This is a genomic window from Xanthobacter sp. DMC12 (assembly GCF_056314105.1).
Window position 1 is genome coordinate 1,565,271 of record NZ_JBQUYZ010000001.1, and the last position, 17,241, is coordinate 1,582,511.

14 protein-coding genes are annotated in these 17,241 nt (G+C 66.8%); 4 read left to right on the forward strand and 10 right to left on the reverse strand.

The annotated features are described in order from the left end of the window. Window positions 1-258 precede the first annotated feature (258 nt). On the forward strand, window positions 259-1,197 hold the full coding sequence (locus ACT535_RS07220; protein ID WP_476363848.1) for a TorF family putative porin: 939 nt from the start codon (window positions 259-261) through the stop codon (window positions 1,195-1,197). 264 nt (window positions 1,198-1,461) lie between these two features. On the opposite strand, the gene ACT535_RS07225 is transcribed toward ACT535_RS07220, so the two are convergent. Beyond that, on the reverse strand, window positions 1,462-2,259 hold the full coding sequence (locus ACT535_RS07225) for an MBL fold metallo-hydrolase (protein WP_476363849.1): 798 nt from the start codon (window positions 2,257-2,259) through the stop codon (window positions 1,462-1,464). 398 nt (window positions 2,260-2,657) lie between these two features. On the opposite strand from ACT535_RS07225, the gene ACT535_RS07230 reads away from it, so the two are divergent. The 3 genes from ACT535_RS07230 (at window position 2,658) to ACT535_RS07240 (ending at window position 6,047) form a co-directional block, all read left to right on the forward strand. Then, the gene (locus ACT535_RS07230) at window positions 2,658-2,798 is read left to right on the forward strand and encodes a DUF3096 domain-containing protein (protein WP_081762717.1); all 141 of its coding nucleotides are present in this window, start codon (window positions 2,658-2,660) and stop codon (window positions 2,796-2,798) included. Window positions 2,799-2,918: 120 nt separating this feature from the next. Beyond that, on the forward strand, window positions 2,919-5,576 hold the full coding sequence (ppdK, locus tag ACT535_RS07235) for a pyruvate, phosphate dikinase (RefSeq protein ID WP_168459881.1): 2,658 nt from the start codon (window positions 2,919-2,921) through the stop codon (window positions 5,574-5,576). 219 nt (window positions 5,577-5,795) lie between these two features. Then, window positions 5,796-6,047, forward strand: coding sequence for a GlsB/YeaQ/YmgE family stress response membrane protein (locus ACT535_RS07240; protein WP_168459882.1), 252 nt, complete (start codon window positions 5,796-5,798; stop codon window positions 6,045-6,047). Between the two features lie 19 nt (window positions 6,048-6,066). Here the strand turns inward: ACT535_RS07240 and ACT535_RS07245 are convergent, their stop codons facing one another. The 9 genes from ACT535_RS07245 to ACT535_RS07285 form a co-directional block, all read right to left on the reverse strand. Further along, on the reverse strand, window positions 6,067-6,840 hold the full coding sequence (locus tag ACT535_RS07245; protein WP_476363850.1) for a fumarylacetoacetate hydrolase family protein: 774 nt from the start codon (window positions 6,838-6,840) through the stop codon (window positions 6,067-6,069). A 216-nt stretch (window positions 6,841-7,056) separates the two neighbouring features. Next, window positions 7,057-7,941, reverse strand: coding sequence for a succinate--CoA ligase subunit alpha (gene sucD, locus ACT535_RS07250; RefSeq protein WP_476363851.1), 885 nt, complete (start codon window positions 7,939-7,941; stop codon window positions 7,057-7,059). Further along, complete coding sequence (sucC, locus tag ACT535_RS07255; protein ID WP_476363852.1) at window positions 7,941-9,143, reverse strand: ADP-forming succinate--CoA ligase subunit beta; 1,203 nt, start codon at window positions 9,141-9,143, stop codon at window positions 7,941-7,943. Before sucC ends, sucD begins: the two co-directional genes overlap by 1 nt. 476 nt (window positions 9,144-9,619) lie before the next feature. Further along, entirely contained in the window at window positions 9,620-10,873 is a 1,254-nt protein-coding gene (gene frc / locus ACT535_RS07260) for a formyl-CoA transferase (RefSeq protein ID WP_168459886.1), read from the reverse strand. 129 nt (window positions 10,874-11,002) lie between these two features. Continuing rightward, a complete protein-coding gene (locus ACT535_RS07265) occupies window positions 11,003-11,446 on the reverse strand; it encodes a PAS domain-containing protein (RefSeq protein WP_476363853.1) in 444 nt (147 codons plus the stop codon). A gap of 86 nt (window positions 11,447-11,532) precedes the next feature. Further along, window positions 11,533-12,810, reverse strand: a complete 1,278-nt coding sequence (gene frc / locus ACT535_RS07270; protein ID WP_168459888.1) for a formyl-CoA transferase — start codon at window positions 12,808-12,810, stop codon at window positions 11,533-11,535. A gap of 138 nt (window positions 12,811-12,948) precedes the next feature. Continuing rightward, window positions 12,949-14,709, reverse strand: a complete 1,761-nt coding sequence (oxc, locus tag ACT535_RS07275; RefSeq protein WP_476324076.1) for an oxalyl-CoA decarboxylase — start codon at window positions 14,707-14,709, stop codon at window positions 12,949-12,951. Window positions 14,710-14,749: 40 nt separating this feature from the next. After that, window positions 14,750-15,385 (reverse strand): GntR family transcriptional regulator, encoded by a 636-nt coding sequence (locus tag ACT535_RS07280; RefSeq protein WP_476326372.1) that lies wholly within the window; start codon window positions 15,383-15,385, stop codon window positions 14,750-14,752. 384 nt (window positions 15,386-15,769) lie between these two features. Next, window positions 15,770-17,233 (reverse strand): tripartite tricarboxylate transporter permease, encoded by a 1,464-nt coding sequence (locus tag ACT535_RS07285; protein ID WP_476364006.1) that lies wholly within the window; start codon window positions 17,231-17,233, stop codon window positions 15,770-15,772. Between the last annotated feature and the right edge of the window lie 8 nt (window positions 17,234-17,241).

The following is a 17,241-nucleotide window of genomic DNA, read 5'->3' on the forward strand; positions in this document are numbered from 1 at the left end:
AAGCGTCACCTCCCCCGATCGGGGTACCGCATCTGCGACCTTTTTGAGGCGCGCCTGCCCTTTCCCGGCACATGATTTTCCTGACAGGAACGGGGTGCCGTACCGTTTCGGGACAGTGCGTTGCAACGATGCAACAGCAGAATCCAGCATTTGCAACGGTTTGCCTAAAGCAGGTGCATCTGCTGCCTCAAATTTCGCATTGGACTTGAAGCCGCGACCTGATTTTTATCGTTCCAGATCGCTGCGGGGAAAACCGTTATGAACAAGATTGCAGTCGTTGCCGCTTCCATGCTCCTGGCCGGAGCCGCTTCCGTGGGTGCCGCCGGCGCCGCGGACCTGAGCTCGCCCATGCCCGTGAAGGCCGCTCCGGCGCCCGAGACTCCCCTGTGGGATGTGGCGTTCGGCGTGAAGCTCGGCACCGACTACGTGTTCCGCGGCATCTCGCAGACCGACGGCAACCCCACCGTCCAGGGCTACGCTGAACTGCGCCTCTTCGACTGGGTCTACGCCGGCATCTTCGCCTCGAACGTCGACTTCCCCCCGATCAACCAGTTCGGCGGCTACACCGGCCTCACCGACGCCTCGGCCGAGATCGACCTGTACGGCGGCCTGCGCCACACCTGGGGCGCCTTCACCGCCGACGTCGGCTTCGTGTACTACTACTATCCCGGCGAGATCGGCGTGAACACGCTGGGCGCCGGTCTCCCCGCGGTCAACATCGACTACTGGGAAATCTACTTCAAGCCGACCTACGTCATCAACGACGTGTTCACCGTCGGCGGCAACCTCTACTACACCAACAGCTACGCTGGCTCTGGCTCCACCGGCACCTACCTGTCGGGCACCGCCAAGGTCGACTTCACCAAGTGGAGCCCGATCAAGGACGTCGGCTTCTACGTGTCGGGTGAGCTCGGCTATCAGTGGCTCGGCCAGACCGACCTCGGCAACATCTTCGTCGCCAACTACGAGCTGCCCTCCTACACCACCTGGAACGTGGGCGTTGCCTTCACCTACAAGGCTGCCACCCTCGACCTGCGCTACTACGGCAGCACCCTGTCGTCCGGCCCGTCCTACGTGTCCGGCGTCGGCTATGCGCCCTTCGGCACCTGCGGCGTGATCTCCGGCCTGCAGAACGTCTGCGGCGATCGCTACGTGGCCAGCCTCTCCTTCGACACCTCCTTCCTCGCCCTCAAGTGAGATTGGCCGGGTCGCCTGACCCGGGTCGAGACGAACAAAGGCGTCGCGCTCTGCGCGGCGCCTTTTTCTTTTGCGTTTTGAGCAGCGCGGCGACCCTGACGCACGGACAACCGCCCTGCGCACGTCGTCATCCCCCGCCTTGTGCGGGGGATCCACGGATCGGATGACACCTGAGCTGGGACGCCGGGTACCCCCTACGTGGTAGAGTGGATGCCCCGGGCAAGCCGCCGGGGCATCACGGCCTAAAGGACCTCCACGCTGCCCCTACCGCCCCGGCAGCACCAGCACCGTGCGTGTCTTCGGCAGCGTGTCCCGGCTCAGCAGCACGAACGGCTCGGTGGAGCGCTGGACCGTCCATTCCTGGCCCAGCCGCGCGAGGAAGCGCTCCAGCCCGTACTGGCTGAAATAGTGCATGGGGATGACCAGCGGGGCGTTGATGGATTTCAGCACCTCCACCATGCCTTCGAGATCGAGCGTGTAGGAGCCGTCCACCGGCGCCAGCACCACGTCGATCCGGCCCAGCGCCTCCAGGTGCTCCTTGGTCAGGAGGTGGTGCAGATGGCCGAGATGGGCGATGCACACGCCCGCCACTTCGAACACGAACATGGAGTTGCCGTCATATTCCGTCCCGGCCCCCCGGCGGATGTTGGTGGGGACGTTGCGGATCCACACGTCCTCAACCGTCACCTCGTGCTGCGCCGGCGCCCCTTCCTTCCCCCAGCCCCTGAGCACATATTCGATGCCGGGGTCCGGCGCGTCCGTGTAGTGGGTGTCGTGGGCGTGGTTCATGGTGACGATGCGCGGCACCAGATTCGGCCGCACATAATCGTTGTAGTCCGTGACGATGCTGACCCCGGCCGGGCTCTCGATGAGAAAGCTCGCATGGCCGACGAAGGTGAGGTGCACCGGCCCCGAGGCCTCGGCGAGCCGCAGCATCGCGGCGTCCAGCGCCGCGAGCCGCACCTTCGGCCGCTCGGCCACCATGCGCGGGCATTTTTCCGGCTGCGCCAGCGCGGCGCCCCCCGACAACGCCATCAGCCCGAAGGCGGTCGCGGCCAGCAAAGCGACGACGGCCCCGCCGCGACGGGGAGCTGATTGCGGTGGTGCCGCAATGGCATGAGGGCAAGCCGGACCAGAGGATGGGGCAGAAGACGGGGCGGGCATGGCGGCTCCCAGCGGTCGCGACCTCCCCGTTGCGCCGGGCACCGGCGGTGGCAGGCGAGCGCGCGGATGGTCCGGCGAAATGCGGATGAAGGGATTGTGCCGTGTTGCACCGCCCGCGCAATGTCGTCGCACGTAACGGCACCGTGAGGCGCATCCCGTGCCGGGCACAACCTCGCGCTCATCCCCCACGCCGCGCCCGCGCGACCCCATGGACCTTGCGCCCCGGATCGGCAATCGTGCGCCGCGGCGGCAGCGGAGCCATTTCGAGCCGCGCGGACGAAAGGGGAGGCTTCACAATGTCTTTCAACATGGTCATCGTTCAGCCGGCGGTCGCGCTGATTGCAGGCGTCCTGATCCTCGCCTTCCCGCGACTTCTGAACGTGCTGGTCGCCATTTACCTCATCATCGTGGGCGTCACGGGCCTGATGGGGCACTGATCGCCGCGCCGTCTCATCCGGCGGTGCGGGAACGGCCGTCGGATTGCCCAGTTGATGCTTTGTGCGCTGCACGTTAAAGCATCCCGCCACTCTGCATAATCCCAAACGGGGCCAACCCACATGACGAAATGGGTCTACACCTTCGGCGACGGCAAGGCCGAGGGCAAAGCCGACATGAAGAATCTTCTCGGCGGCAAGGGCGCGAACCTCGCCGAGATGTCCAACCTCGGCCTGCCCGTTCCTCCCGGCTTCACCATCACGACCGAGGTGTGCACCTATTATTACGCCCACGGCCAGACCTATCCGGCCGAGCTGAAGGGCGAGGTGGAAGCGGCGCTCGCCCAGGTGGGCCAGCTCACCGGCAAGGCGTTCGGCGATGCGGCGAACCCGCTGCTCGTCTCGGTGCGCTCCGGCGCCCGCGCCTCCATGCCGGGCATGATGGACACGGTGCTGAACCTCGGCCTCAACGACGCCACCGTGGACGCGGTGGCCCGCCTCGCCGACCGGCGCTTCGCCTATGACAGCTACCGCCGCTTCATCACCATGTATTCCGACGTGGTGCTGGGCGTGGACCACCACCACTTCGAGGAGATCCTGGAGCACTACAAGCTCCAGCACGGCCACACTCTCGACACCGACCTCTCGGCGGACGACTGGGCGGCCCTGGTGGTCAAGTACAAGGCGAAGGTGGAAGCCGAGCTTGGCAAGCCCTTCCCGCAGGACCCTCACGAGCAGCTGTGGGGCGCCATCGGCGCCGTCTTCTCGTCCTGGATGAACGCCCGCGCCATCACCTACCGTCGCCTGCACTCGATTCCCGAGAGCTGGGGCACGGCGGTGAACGTGCAGTCCATGGTGTTCGGCAACATGGGCGAGACCTCGGCGACCGGCGTCGCCTTCACCCGCAATCCCTCCACCGGCGAGAACGCGCTCTATGGCGAGTTCCTGGTGAACGCGCAGGGCGAGGACGTGGTGGCGGGCATCCGTACCCCGCAGGACCTCACCGAGAAGGCCCGCAAGGCCGCCTCGTCCGACAAGCCCTCCATGGAAGTCGCCCTACCCGACGCCTTCAAGGAGTTCGAGCGCATCTCGCATGTGCTCGAAAACCACTACCGTGACATGCAGGACCTCGAGTTCACGGTGGAGAAGGGCAAGCTCTGGATGCTCCAGACCCGCTCCGGCAAGCGCACCGCCAAGGCGGCCCTGCGCATCGCCGTGGAGCTGGCCGCGGAAGGGCTCATCACCGAGCAGGAGGCCGTCGGCCGCGTCGATCCCGCGGCGCTGGACCAGCTTCTCCACCCCGCCATCGATCCCAAGGCCGAGCGCAAGGTGATCGCCACCGGCCTGCCCGCCTCCCCGGGCGCGGCGGCCGGCGCCATCGTGTTCTCGGCGGATGAGGCCGAGGCGTGGAAGGAGCAGGGCCGCAAGGTCATCCTCGTCCGCGTCGAGACCTCGCCGGAAGACATCCACGGCATGCACGCCGCCCAGGGCATCCTGACCGCGCGCGGCGGCATGACCTCCCACGCGGCGGTGGTCGCCCGCGGCATGGGCAAGCCCTGCGTCTCCGGCGCCGGTGCGCTGCGCATCGACAATGCCGCGCAGACGCTGACCGTGAACGGCCAGACCTTCAAGAAGGGCGACCTCATCACCATCGACGGCGGCACCGGCCAGGTGCTGGCGGGCGAGGTGGCGATGCTCCAGCCGGAGCTGTCGGGCGAGTTCGCGACCCTGATGGGCTGGGCCGACAAGGTGCGCAAGCTCAAGGTCCGCGCCAATGCCGAGACCCCGGCGGACGCCCGCATGGCCCGTTCGTTCGGCGCCGAGGGCATCGGCCTGTCGCGCACCGAGCACATGTTCTTCGACGCCGGCCGCATCCTCGCCGTGCGCGAGATGATTCTCGCCGACGACGAGGCCGGCCGCCGCTCGGCGCTGGCCAAGCTGCTGCCCATGCAGCGCGACGACTTCGTCGAGCTGTTCGAGATCATGAAGGGCCTGCCGGTCACCATCCGCCTGCTCGACCCGCCGCTGCACGAGTTCCTCCCCCACACGGCGGAAGAGACGGCGGAGGTGGCCAAGAGCCTCGGCGTGGACATCGAGCGGGTGGAGCGGCGCTACAAGGAGCTGCACGAAGTGAACCCGATGCTCGGGTTCCGCGGCTGCCGCATCGCCATCGCCTTCCCCGAGATCGCCGAGATGCAGGCCCGCGCCATCTTCGAGGCGGCCGTCATTGCCGCCAAGAAGACCGGCGAGATGGTGGTGCCCGAGGTGATGGTGCCCCTCATCGCCACCAAGGCCGAGTTCGACATCGTGGACAAGGTCATCCGCGACACCGCCGCGGCGGTGGAGAAGGAGACCGGCGCCACCCTCACCTTCCAGGTGGGCACCATGATCGAGCTGCCCCGCGCCGCGCTGCGCGCGGAGGAGATCGCCAGAGGCGCCGAATTCTTCTCCTTCGGCACCAACGACCTCACCCAGACCTGCTTCGGCGTGTCCCGCGACGACGCCGGCACCTTCCTCGGCCCCTATGTGCAGAAGGGCATCCTGGAGGTGGACCCCTTCGTCTCCATCGACGTGGACGGCGTGGGCGAGCTGGTGAAGATCGGCGTGGAGCGCGGCCGCAAGTCGCGTCCGGACATCAAGCTCGGCATCTGCGGCGAGCACGGCGGTGATCCCGCCTCGGTGGCTTTCTGCCACGAGGTGGGGCTCAACTACGTCTCCTGCTCGCCCTTCCGCGTGCCGATCGCTCGCCTCGCGGCGGCGCAGGCGGCGCTGAAGAAGTGACCGATCTGGGCGCCACGCGCTTTAGCCCGCGCGGCGTCTGAGCGTTGCCCCTTGGCTTCGGTCGAAGACCGATGCCGACGGCAAGATCCTGAAAGGCCGCCTCCGGGCGGCCTTTTTGCGTTGCGCCGCATCCATTCGTGAGCGTGGCCGGAACCACAGGCCGGGTGTACCGTTTCTCTCGCGCCCCCACGCGAGCGGGGCGGTTTCGCGGAGGACACCATGCAGGACGCGCAAGTGGGCTGGATTGCCGCCATCATCATCGGCGGCTTCGCCGGATGGTTCGCCTCCATGTTCATGAAGAGCGACACCGGGCTCTTTACCAACATCATCCTCGGCATCATCGGCGCCGCCATCGCCAGCTTCCTGTTCGGGCTGCTGGGCGTGGGCTTCGCCGGCTGGCTCGGCTATCTGGTGGCGGGCTTCGTCGGCGCGTGCATCCTCATTGCCGGAGCACGGGCGATCAGACGCTGACCGCCCGGCTTTACGCGGCTCACTGCTCGAACGTGTTCACCAGCGAGCCGATGCCGGCGATCTCGATCTCGATGGTGTTGGTCGGCTCCTTCATGGTGCCGACCCCCACCGAGGTGCCGCAGGCGATGAGGTCGCCGGGGTTCAGCGTCATCTCCTTCGAGATGAGCGAGACCAGCAGCGCCGGCGGGAAGATCATGTCGGCGAGCGGATAGTTCTGCCGCTCCTGCCCGTTGAGGATGGTGCGCACGCGCGCCGCGGCGGGATCGAAATCCGTCACGATCCAGGGGCCGAACGGGCCGTAGCCGTCGATGCCCTTGGCCCGCGCCCACTGGGGGAAGGTCGGATCGCGGTTGAGGATGTCGGCGGCGGTGATGTCGTTGACCACCGTGTAGCCGAAGATGCCGGCGGCGGCTTCCGCTTCGGACACGTTGGTCAGCGTCTTGCCGATGACGATGCCCAGCTCGCCCTCATAGACCGTCTTGCCCTCATAGGAGGCCGGCCGGCGCACGACCGAGCCGGGCGCGGAGGCGGAGGTGGTGGCCTTCAGCAGATAGAGCGGCTCGGCCGGCTCGGCCACCTTCAGCTTGGCCGCCAGCTTATGGAAGTTGTTCCACAGCGCGACGATCTTGGTGGGCGCGCAGGGCGCCTCCAGCGCGACGTCGGCGAGCTTGAGCGTGGCGCCGGTGGCCGTCGCCCCCGCAAACATGCAGCCCTCGTGGACGGCGATGGTGTCGCCTTCCAACGTGCCGAAGCCGGTCTTTCCGTCGGCGGCGAAGCGCAGCCAAGTGGTCATGGGTGTTTCCTCTGGTGATTGTTTGGGGCGGGCAGCACCCTCGTGCCTCGGCCGACTGGAACGAAGTGGAAGGAGAGCCGTGGCCCAGCGCGATAGTTCGCCGAAGGCGGCTTCATCCTGCGCAGTTGAAGCAAATGCCGGCTTCGCCGAACTTTCCCCTGGGCCCCGGATCAGCGCTCCGGCTACCGCCGTCGCTTGTCCGGGGCACTTTGGGGATCAGCCCTTCAGCACCTCGATGAGGGTCTTGCCGAGGCGCGCGGGGGACGGAGACACGCGGATGCCCGCCGCCTCCATGGCCGCGATCTTGTCCTCGGCGCCGCCCTTGCCGCCGGAGATGATGGCACCGGCATGACCCATGCGGCGACCTGGAGGGGCCGTGCGGCCGGCGATGAAGCCGACCATCGGCTTCTTGCGGCCGGCCTTCGCCTCGTCAGCGATGAACTGCGCCGCGTCTTCCTCGGCCGAACCGCCGATCTCGCCGATCATGATGATGGATTCGGTCTTGGGGTCGGCCAGGAACATCTCCAGCACGTCGATGAATTCCGTGCCTTTCACCGGATCGCCGCCGATGCCCACCGCCGAGGTCTGGCCGAGGCCTTCCTGGGTGGTCTGGAACACCGCCTCATAGGTCAGCGTGCCGGAGCGCGAAACGACCCCCACGGTGCCGGTCTTGAAGATGTTGGCCGGCATGATGCCGATCTTGGCCTGCCCGGCCGTCACGATGCCGGGGCAGTTCGGCCCCACGAGACGCGACTTGGAGCCGGAGAGCGCGCGCTTCACCTTCACCATGTCGAGCACGGGAATGCCCTCGGTGATGCAGACGATGAGCGGGATCTCGGCGTCGATGGCTTCCAGGATGGCGTCGGCCGCGCCGGCCGGCGGCACGTAGATCACCGAGGCGTCGGCGCCGGTGGCTTCTTTCGCCTCCAGCACGGTGTCGAACACCGGCAGGCCGAGATGCACCGAGCCGCCCTTCCCGGGGGAGGTGCCGCCCACCATCTTCGTTCCATACATGATCGCCTGCTCGGCGTGGAACGTGCCATTCTTTCCGGTGAAGCCCTGGGTGATGACCCGGGTGTTGGCGTCGATCAGCACGGACATCACGCAGCTTCCTTCTTCACGGCCGCGACGATCTTCTGCGCCGCATCGTCGAGATCATCAGCGGGGATCACGTTGAGCCCGGATTCGCGGATGATCTTCTTGCCCTCGTCCACGTTCGTGCCGGCGAGGCGCACCACGAGGGGCACCTTCAGGCCGACCTGCCGCACGGCGGCGATGACGCCCTCGGCGATCACGTCGCACCGCATGATGCCGCCGAAGATGTTCACGAGGATGCCCTCGACATTCGGGTCGGCGGTGATGATCTTGAAGGCCGCCGTCACCTTCTCCTTGGTGGCGCCACCGCCCACGTCGAGGAAGTTGGCCGGCTCCATGCCATAGAGCTTGATGATGTCCATGGTCGCCATGGCGAGGCCCGCGCCGTTGACCATGCAGCCGATGGTGCCATCGAGCGCGATATAGGAGAGATCGTAGCGCGAGGCCTCGATCTCCTTGAAGTCTTCTTCGCTCTCGTCGCGCAGCTGGGCCACGTCCGAGTGGCGGAACAGGGCGTTGGAGTCAAAGCCCACCTTGGCGTCGAGGCAGACCAGCCGGCCGTCCTTGGTCACCACCAGCGGGTTGATCTCCAGAAGGCTCATGTCCTTCTCGGTGAAAGCCTTGAAGAGGTTGGCGGTGAGCGCGCCGGCCTGCTTGGCGAGATCGCCGGTGAGGCCGAGCGCCTGCGCCACCTTGCGACCGTGCAGGGGCTGCACGCCGGTGGCGGGGTCCACGGAGAAGGTCACGATCTTCTCAGGCGTGGAATGCGCCACCTCCTCGATATCCATGCCGCCTTCGGTGGAGACCACGAAGGCAACCCGCGAGGTCACGCGGTCCACCAGCATGGAGAGATAGAATTCCTTGTCGATGAGCGCGCCTTCCTCGATGTAAAGGCGGTTCACCTGCTTGCCGTCGGCGCCGGTCTGCAGCGTGACGAGCGTATTTCCGATCATCTCGGCAGCATTCGCCTTCACGTCGGCGGCGGTCTTCACCACCCGGACGCCGCTCTTGGCGCCCTCGGGAAGCTCCTTGAATTTGCCTTTACCGCGCCCGCCGGCATGGATCTGCGCCTTCACCACGAAGGCGATGCCGCCCAGCTTGCCGGCCGCAGCCTCGGCCTCTTCGGGGGTGAAGGCGGGAAAGCCGCGGGAGACCGGCACGCCGAAATCGCGGAGGATGGCCTTGGCCTGGTATTCGTGAATGTTCATCGGGGTTTCCTCCCTCGTCGAGGGCCGCGTTTGCCGCGGCTCAAGGTGCGCTTTGGCTGCACATTACGACGAAAGTCGCAGTCTGCACCCAATCGCGCGCACGCTCCAGTGCGACACGACGCCAGTGGGGGCGCCAGTGAAAGCGCCACGGTGGGGGGCGAGGCGTGACGCACTCGGCGAGGTGAATTTCGCGGGCCGTCCTTGCGGACGTAAGATGGCCTCTCCCCTCAGGGGCGGCGCGGAAGCCGGCGGCCGGAGCGCTCAGCGCATCGGGCAAGGCCGGGAAAACAGGGATCGCCCCGCCGGACGATCAAAGCTCGAACATACGTTCCGGCGTCTTGGCCGGGAGCGTTCCGGCCGCCCACAGGGGACGGCCGGAAACAGGTCTCGAAAGACTGCGCCGGTGGCGGGGATGGCCGGGACACCCCCGGCCACGCCATTCGCTGAGAGACCCGCGCAGGCTTCAACCCCTCAGATCAGACCACGCGACCTTCGTGCATGGACTTGATCTGCTCGGGGGAATAGCCAAGCTCCGCCAGCACCTCGTCGGTGTGCTCGCCGAGCAGCGGGGAGCCGGTGACTTCCACGCTCATGTCGGAGAACTTGATCGGGCTGCCGACGGTCAGATACTTGCCGCGCTGCTTGTGATCGACTTCCACGATGGTGCCGCTCTCCCGCAGGGACTTGTCCTCGGCGATCTCCTTCATGGTGAGCACCGGGGCGCAGGGGATGTCGAACTTGCGCAGGATGTCCACCGCCTCGAACTTGGTCTTGTCGGCGAGCCACGCCTCGATCACCGCGAAGATGTCGAAGATCTTGTCCTGGCGGGCGCGGGCGGTGTTGTAGGCCGGATCGTTGATCCACTCGGGCTTGCCGATGGCTTCCGCCACCTTGCCCCAGGCCTGCTCCTGCACGGTGAAGTAGATGTAGGCGTTGGGATCGGTCTCCCAGCCCTTGCACTTCAGCACCCAGCCGGGCTGGCCGCCGCCGCCCGCGTTGCCGCCGCGCGGAACCACGTCCGAGAACGTGCCGTGCGGGTACTGCGGGTACTCTTCCAGGTAGCCCACGCGGTCGAGGCGCTGCTGGTCGCGCAGCTTGACGCGGCAGAGGTTGATGACCGCATCCTGCATGGACACGGCGACCTTCTGGCCCTTGCCGGTCTTGTTGCGGGCGTGCAGCGCGGTGAGGATGCCGATGGCGAGGTGCATGCCGGTGTTCGAGTCACCGAGCGCCGCCGCGGACACGGTGGGGGGGCCGTCCCAGAAGCCGGTGGTGGAGGCCGCGCCGCCGGCGCACTGCGCCACGTTCTCGTAGACCTTCAGGTCTTCGTAGTGGTGGCCGTCGGAGAAGCCCTTCACCGAGGCGACGATCATGCCCGGGTTCAGCTCGTTGATGTGCTCCCAGGTGAAGCCCATGCGGTCGAGCGCGCCGGGGGCGAAGTTCTCGACGAGGACGTCGCTCTCCTTGATGAGCTTCGTGAGCACTTCCTTGCCTTCCTGGGTCTTGGTGTCCAGGGTCAGGGAGCGCTTGTTGGAGTTCAGCATGGTGAAGTACAGCGCGTCGGCGTTCGAGATGTCGCGCAGCTGGTTGCGCGTCACGTCGCCCGAGCCGGGGCGCTCCACCTTGATGACGTCCGCGCCGAACCAGGCGAGGAGCTGCGTGCAGGCGGGGCCGGCCTGAACGTGCGTGAAGTCGATGATCTTGATGCCTTCCAACGGCTTGCTGGTCATTTGCGTTCCCTTTTCAAAAACTGGCCTTGAACACAGGGACGGCGGCGCGCGAGGCCTCCGAAGTCCCGAAACCTTCCGGCGTCGCGGCACGGGGCCGCCGCCGGCTTCACCCGCCGGTTTGTCCGGTCGTTATGCTTGGGATGCCGCCTTCATCTGCGCCTCGGCGTCCGCGAGGCGCTTGCGAAGGTCGCGCTCCTCCTTCCATCGCGCCGTCTCGTCGCGGATGACCGAGACGATGTGCGTCGGCTCGCCCGCCGGGGAGGCGAGGAGCGCGACGGTGAAGGCGATGGACAAGGCATGGCCGTCCTTGTGGATGGCCGGCACGCGCAACAGCGTCGTCCCGTAGCGGGTGACGCCGGTGCGCATGGTCTCGTGATAGCCGTCCCAGTGCCGCTGGCGCTGGCGCTCGGGGATGATGATGTCGAGCGACTGGCCCATGGCTTCGTCCGGGGTGAAGCCGAACATGCGCTCGGCCGCCGGATTCCAGAGCGCGATGTTGCCGGCCTTGTCGCAGACCACGATGGCGTCCGCCATGGCATCCATCAGCTGAGCAAGATCGACGTCGGCACTCATCGCGTCATCCTTTCAAACCTGTCACCTCCCGCCGTCGCCGGCGATGGGGCGGCCCCTTAAGGCGCACCGCCCCGAGGCGTATGCTGCTATTCCGCCGCCATGCGACGGGGGGTGCCGATGGCGCCGGAGGCGCGCAGGGCGTCGATGCGGTCGGGGGCGAGGCCGAGCACGCCGGCGAGCACCTCCTCGGTGTGCTCCCCGAGCAGCGGCGAGCGCTCCACCTCGACCTGGTTGTCGGAGAGCTTGATCGGGTTGCCGACGGTCAGGTACGTGCCGCGCGTCGGGTGCTCCACCTCCACCAGCGTGCCGGTGGCATAGAGCGACTGGTCCTCGGCGATCTCCTTCATGGAGAGGATGGGACCGCAGGGGATGTCGTACTTGTTGAGGATCTCCATGGCCTCGAACTTGGTGTGGGCCATGGTCCACGCCTCGATGCGCGTGAAGATCTCGTTGAGGTGCGGCAGGCGCGCGGCCGGCGTCGCGTAGTTCGGGTCGGTCTTCCACTCGGGCTCGTGGATGACGTCGCAGATCTTCTCCCAGACCGGGGCCTGGGTGATGAAGTAGATGTAGGCGTTGGGATCGTGCTCCCAGCCCTTGCAGCGCAGGATGCGCCCGGGCTGGCCGCCGCCGGAATCGTTGCCGGCGCGGGGCACGCTGTCGCCGAACGGAATGCCCTCGCCGAACTGGCTGTATTCCTTGAGCGGGCCGTTGGCGAGGCGCTGCTGGTCGCGCAGCTTCACGCGGCAGAGGTTCAAAACCGCATCCTGCATGGCGCACATCACGCGCTGGCCGCGGCCGGTGTGCTCGCGCTGGAACAGGGCGGTGACGATGCCGAGGGCGAGGTGGAGGCCGGTGCCCGAGTCGCCGATCTGCGCGGCGCTGACCATGGGCAGGCTGTCGCGGAAGCCGGTGGTGGAGGCCGCACCGCCCGCGCACTGGGCGACGTTCTCATACACCTTGCAATCCTCGAACGGGCCGGGGCCGAAGCCCTTCACAGAGGCGAGGATGAGGCGCGGATTGATGGTGGAAAGGCGCTCCCAGGTGAGGCCCATGCGGTCGAGCGCGCCCGGCGCGAAATTCTCGACCAGCACGTCGCACTGACGCACCAGCTGCTCGAGGACGGCCTTGCCCTCGGGGTTCTTGGTGTCGAGGGTGATCGACCGCTTGTTGGAATTGAGCATGGTGAAATAGAGGCTGTCGGCGCCGTCCACGTCGCGGAGCTGGCCGCGCGTCACGTCGCCCTCGCCGGGACGCTCCACCTTGATGACGTCCGCGCCGAACCAGGCGAGCAGCTGGGTGCAGCTCGGTCCGGACTGAACGTGGGTGAAGTCCAGGATGCGGACCCCCTCTAGTGCCTTGCCCATAGTGTCCTCACAATTCCGCTCTGTTTTCGTTCCCGGTTTTACTTTTATTGTTTTGGTGTCGTCGGGTTGGGTGGCGGGACCTGAGGCCCCGCCGACCAGCCTTGCATCATGAGTGGCGCCGAATAGCTCGGGCGCCGCTCACTTCTTCTTCTTGACCACGCTCTGCGGGTTCAGCGAGCCGATGTTGCCGCTCTCGGAGCCGGCGGCCGGGTCGATTTCCGCATTGATGAGGGTGGGCTTGCCGCTATCCATGGCGGCGCTGACCGCACGATAGAGCTCGTCGGGGGACGTGACGTTCACGCCCACGCCGCCGAAGGCTTCCATCATCTTGTCGTAGCGCGAGCCGGGGACGAACACCGTGGTGCCGGGATCACGCCCGGTGGGGTCGGTGTCGGTGCCGCGATAGATGCCGTTGTTGTTGAAGATCACGATGGTGACCGGCAGGTTGTAGCGGCAGATGGTCTCCACCTCCATGCCGGAGAAGCCGAAGGCGCTGTCGCCTTCCACCGCGAGAACCTTCTTGCCGGTCTCCACCGCCGCCGCGATGGCAAAGCCCATGCCGATGCCCATCACGCCCCAGGTGCCGACATCAAGGCGCTTGCGCGGCTCGTACATGTCGATGATCCCGCGAGCGAGGTCGAGGGTGTTGGCGCCCTCGTTCACCAGCAGCGCGTCGGGGCGCTCCTTGATGACGTTCTTCAGCGCGCCGAGCGCCGAGTGGAAGTCCATGGGCACCGAGTTCTTCAGAAGCTTCGGCGCCATCTTGGCGATGTTGGCTTCCTTCTTGGTGCGAATGGTCTCGGTCCACTGGGCCGGGGGCACCTTCCAGCTGCCGTCGAGGCGGGCATTGAGCGCGGCGATCACCGAGCCGATGTCGCCGACGAGCGGGGCCGCGATCTCGACGTTCGAGTCCATCTCCTTGGGCTCGATGTCCACCTGGATGAACTTCTTCGGGGCATCGCCCCAGGTCTTGCCCTTGCCGTGGGAAAGCAGCCAGTTGAGGCGGGCGCCCACCAGCAGCACAACGTCGGCATCCTTCAGCGCGGTGGAGCGCGCAGCGCCCGCCGACTGGGGATGGGTGTCGGGCAGCAGGCCCTTGGCCATGGACATGGGCAGGAAGGGAATGCCGCTCTTCTCGATGAAGGCGCGGATCTCGTCGTCGGCCTGCGCGTAGGCCGCGCCCTTGCCGAGGATGACGAGGGGACGCTCGGCGCCCTTGAGCAGCTCGATGGCGCGGTCCACCGCGGCCGGGGCCGGGATCTGCGCCGGGGCGGGATCGATCACCTTGACGAGGGACTTGGCGCCGGCCTCGGCATCCATCACCTGGCCGAAGAGCTTCGCCGGCAGGTCGAGATAGACGCCGCCCGGACGGCCCGACACCGCCGCGCGGATGGCGCGGGCGACGCCGATGCCGATGTCGGCGGCGTGCAGCACGCGGAAGGCCGCCTTGCACAGGGGCTTGGCGATGGCGAGCTGGTCCATCTCCTCATAGTCGCCCTGCTGCAGGTCGACGATCTCGCGCTCGGACGAGCCCGAGATGAGGATCATCGGGAAGCAGTTGGTGGTGGCGTTCGCCAGCGCGGTCAGGCCGTTGAGGAAGCCGGGGGCCGACACGGTGAGGCAGATGCCGGGCTTCTTGGTGAGGAAGCCCGCAATCGCCGCCGCGTTGCCGGCATTCTGCTCGTGACGGAAGGAAATGACACGGATGCCCTCGGCCTGGCACATGCGGCCGAGATCGGTGATCGGGATGCCGGGCACGCCGTAGATGGTCTCGATGCCGTTGAGCTTCAGGGCATCGATGACGAGGTGGAAGCCGTCGGTGAGATCACGCTCGGCCTCGGCGGCCGGGTCGATATGCACCACGTTGTCTTCGATCTTGGACTTTTCCGCCGTAGCCATGAGGATCTCCTAGGGCGTCGTTCCGGGGCCTGTGACCGGCCTATTCGGGGAAGACGCCGTGCCGTTCCACATGAGCCGCAAGGCCCATGGTGTGTTCCCGCACCAGGCGCTCGGCGAGATCTGGGTCTCGGGTCTCGAGCGCATCGATGATCGCCATGTGTTCCCGCATGGAGATTTCGTACCGGTTCTCCTGCCGCACCGAGACTGCGCGGATGGCGCGCATGTGCAGGAACAGGTTCTCCGTCATGTCCACGATCAGCCGGCACCCGCCCATGCGGATCACGGCCTGATGGAAGGCGATGTTCGCCTCCGAATACTCGTTCATCTGGTTGGCGAGCGGCTGCGCCTGGAACTCGTGGAAGAGCCGGCGCAGGCCCGCGATCTCAATGTCCGAGGCGTGGGTCGCGGCCAGGCGCGCCGCCATCGCCTCCAGCGCCGCCCAGACCACGATGAGGTCGAGGATCTCGCGCTTGGTCTTGCGCACCACGAAGATGCCGCGGCGCGGAACGGAGCGCACGAAGCCCTCCTGCTCCAGAACGGTCATGGCCTCGCGGATCGGCGTCCGCGATACGCCCAGCGTCTCGGAAAGCTGGCGCTCGTCGAGACGGAATTCGGTGGTCGAGCCGTAGATGTCCATCTGCGTGATGGCGCGCTTCAGGGCCTCATAGGCCAGCATGCGCAGGCTGGACGCGGCCTCCAGAGGCTCGACCTTGAGCTTCGGAGGATCAACATCGAGCGCGGGCGTCTGATGCACGGGCGTCTGCACGACCTGGACTTCCTCTCCCTGGAAGCGGCCGCCTTCTGTCGAGGCGTTCCTCATCCGTGAAATACTGTATACGGTGTTCAGAACTCCGTATCAATCCCATCTTGCCGGAAATCGGTTGCGCGCTGCAGCACGACCCAAGGGCAGGACGGGCGAAACGGTAACGGGCGGAAGCCGCTGCCCCATCGGCCTCGGTCTTCGACCGACGCCGAGAGGGCCACGCTCAGGCGCCACGCGGGCTTGGCCAAAGGCCCATGAGCCAAACTCATGGGCCTTTGGTTGCCCGCGCGCCGTCTTTCACTCGGCGGCCGCCGCTTCCTTGTGCCCGTTGAGGCGGGCCATCACCTTCGACACCAGCGGCCACACCAGCATCACCAGCGCGAGGGTGACGATGGAGCCCACCAGCGGGTTGGACCAGAAGATGGAGAGGTGGCCCTGCGAGACCAGCATGGCCTGCCGGAAGGACGATTCGGCCATGTCGCCCAGCACCAGGGCCAGCACCAGCGGCGCCAGCGGATACTGCAGCTTCTTGAACAGGTAGCCGATGACGCCGAAGACCAGCATGACGGCGATGTCGAGTCCGGCGTTGTGCACCGTGTAGGCACCCACCGCGCAGATCACGAGGATGATCGGCGCGATCACGCTGAACGGGATGCGCAGGATGGCCGCGAAGATCGGCACGGTGGTCAGCACCACGATCAGGCCGGCGATGTTGCCGAGATAGATCGAGGCGATGAGGCCCCACACGAAGTCCTTCTGCTCCACGAACAGCAGCGGGCCGGGCTGGAGGCCCCAAATCAGCAGGCCGCCGAGCAGCACCGCCGCGGTGGGCGAGCCGGGGATGCCCAGCGTGAGCATGGGCAGCAGCGCCGAGGTGCCGGCGGCGTGGGCCGCCGTCTCCGGCATGATGACGCCTTCCAACTCGCCCTTGCCGAAGTTGCGCCCGTTCTTGGAGAACTTCTTGGCGAGGCCGTAGCTCATGAAGGAGGCCGGCGTGGCGCCGCCGGGGGTGACGCCCATCCAGCAGCCGACGATGGCCGAGCGCAGAAGACCCGCCCAGTATTTGGGGATCTGCGCCCAGGTGTGCAGCACCACCCTGGGATTGATGGAGGCGCTCTTGCCCTTGAAGGCGAGGCCTTCCTCCATGGTGAGCAGGATCTCGCCCACGCCGAACAGGCCGATGACCGCCACCAGGAAGTCGAAGCCGCGCAGCAGCTCCACCGAGCCGAAGGTCATGCGCAACTGGCCCGTCACCGTGTCGATGCCCACCGCCGCGAGGGCGAAGCCGAGCATCATGGCCGCGATCACCTTGGCCGGCGGCTCCTTACCCATGCCGACGAACGAGCAGAAGGTGAGGAGATAGACGGCGAAGAACTCGGCCGGGCCGAACTGCAGCGCGAACTTGGCGATGACCGGCGCGAGGAAGGTGATGAGCAGCACGGCGAAGAAAGCGCCGATGAAGGAGCCGGTGAAGGCTCCCGTCAGCGCCTCGCCGGCCTTCCCCTTCTGGGCCATGGGATGCCCGTCGAAGGTGGTGGCCACGCTCCAGGGCTCGCCGGGAATGTTGAACAGGATGGAGGTGATGGCGCCGCCGAACAGGGCTCCCCAATAGATGGAGGAGAGCATGATGATCGCCGACACCGGCGACATGGAGAAGGTAAGCGGCAGCAGGATGGCGACGCCGTTGGCGCCGCCCAGCCCCGGCAGCACGCCGATGAGGACGCCGAGCGAGATGCCGACGAACATGTAGACGATGTTCATGGGGTCGG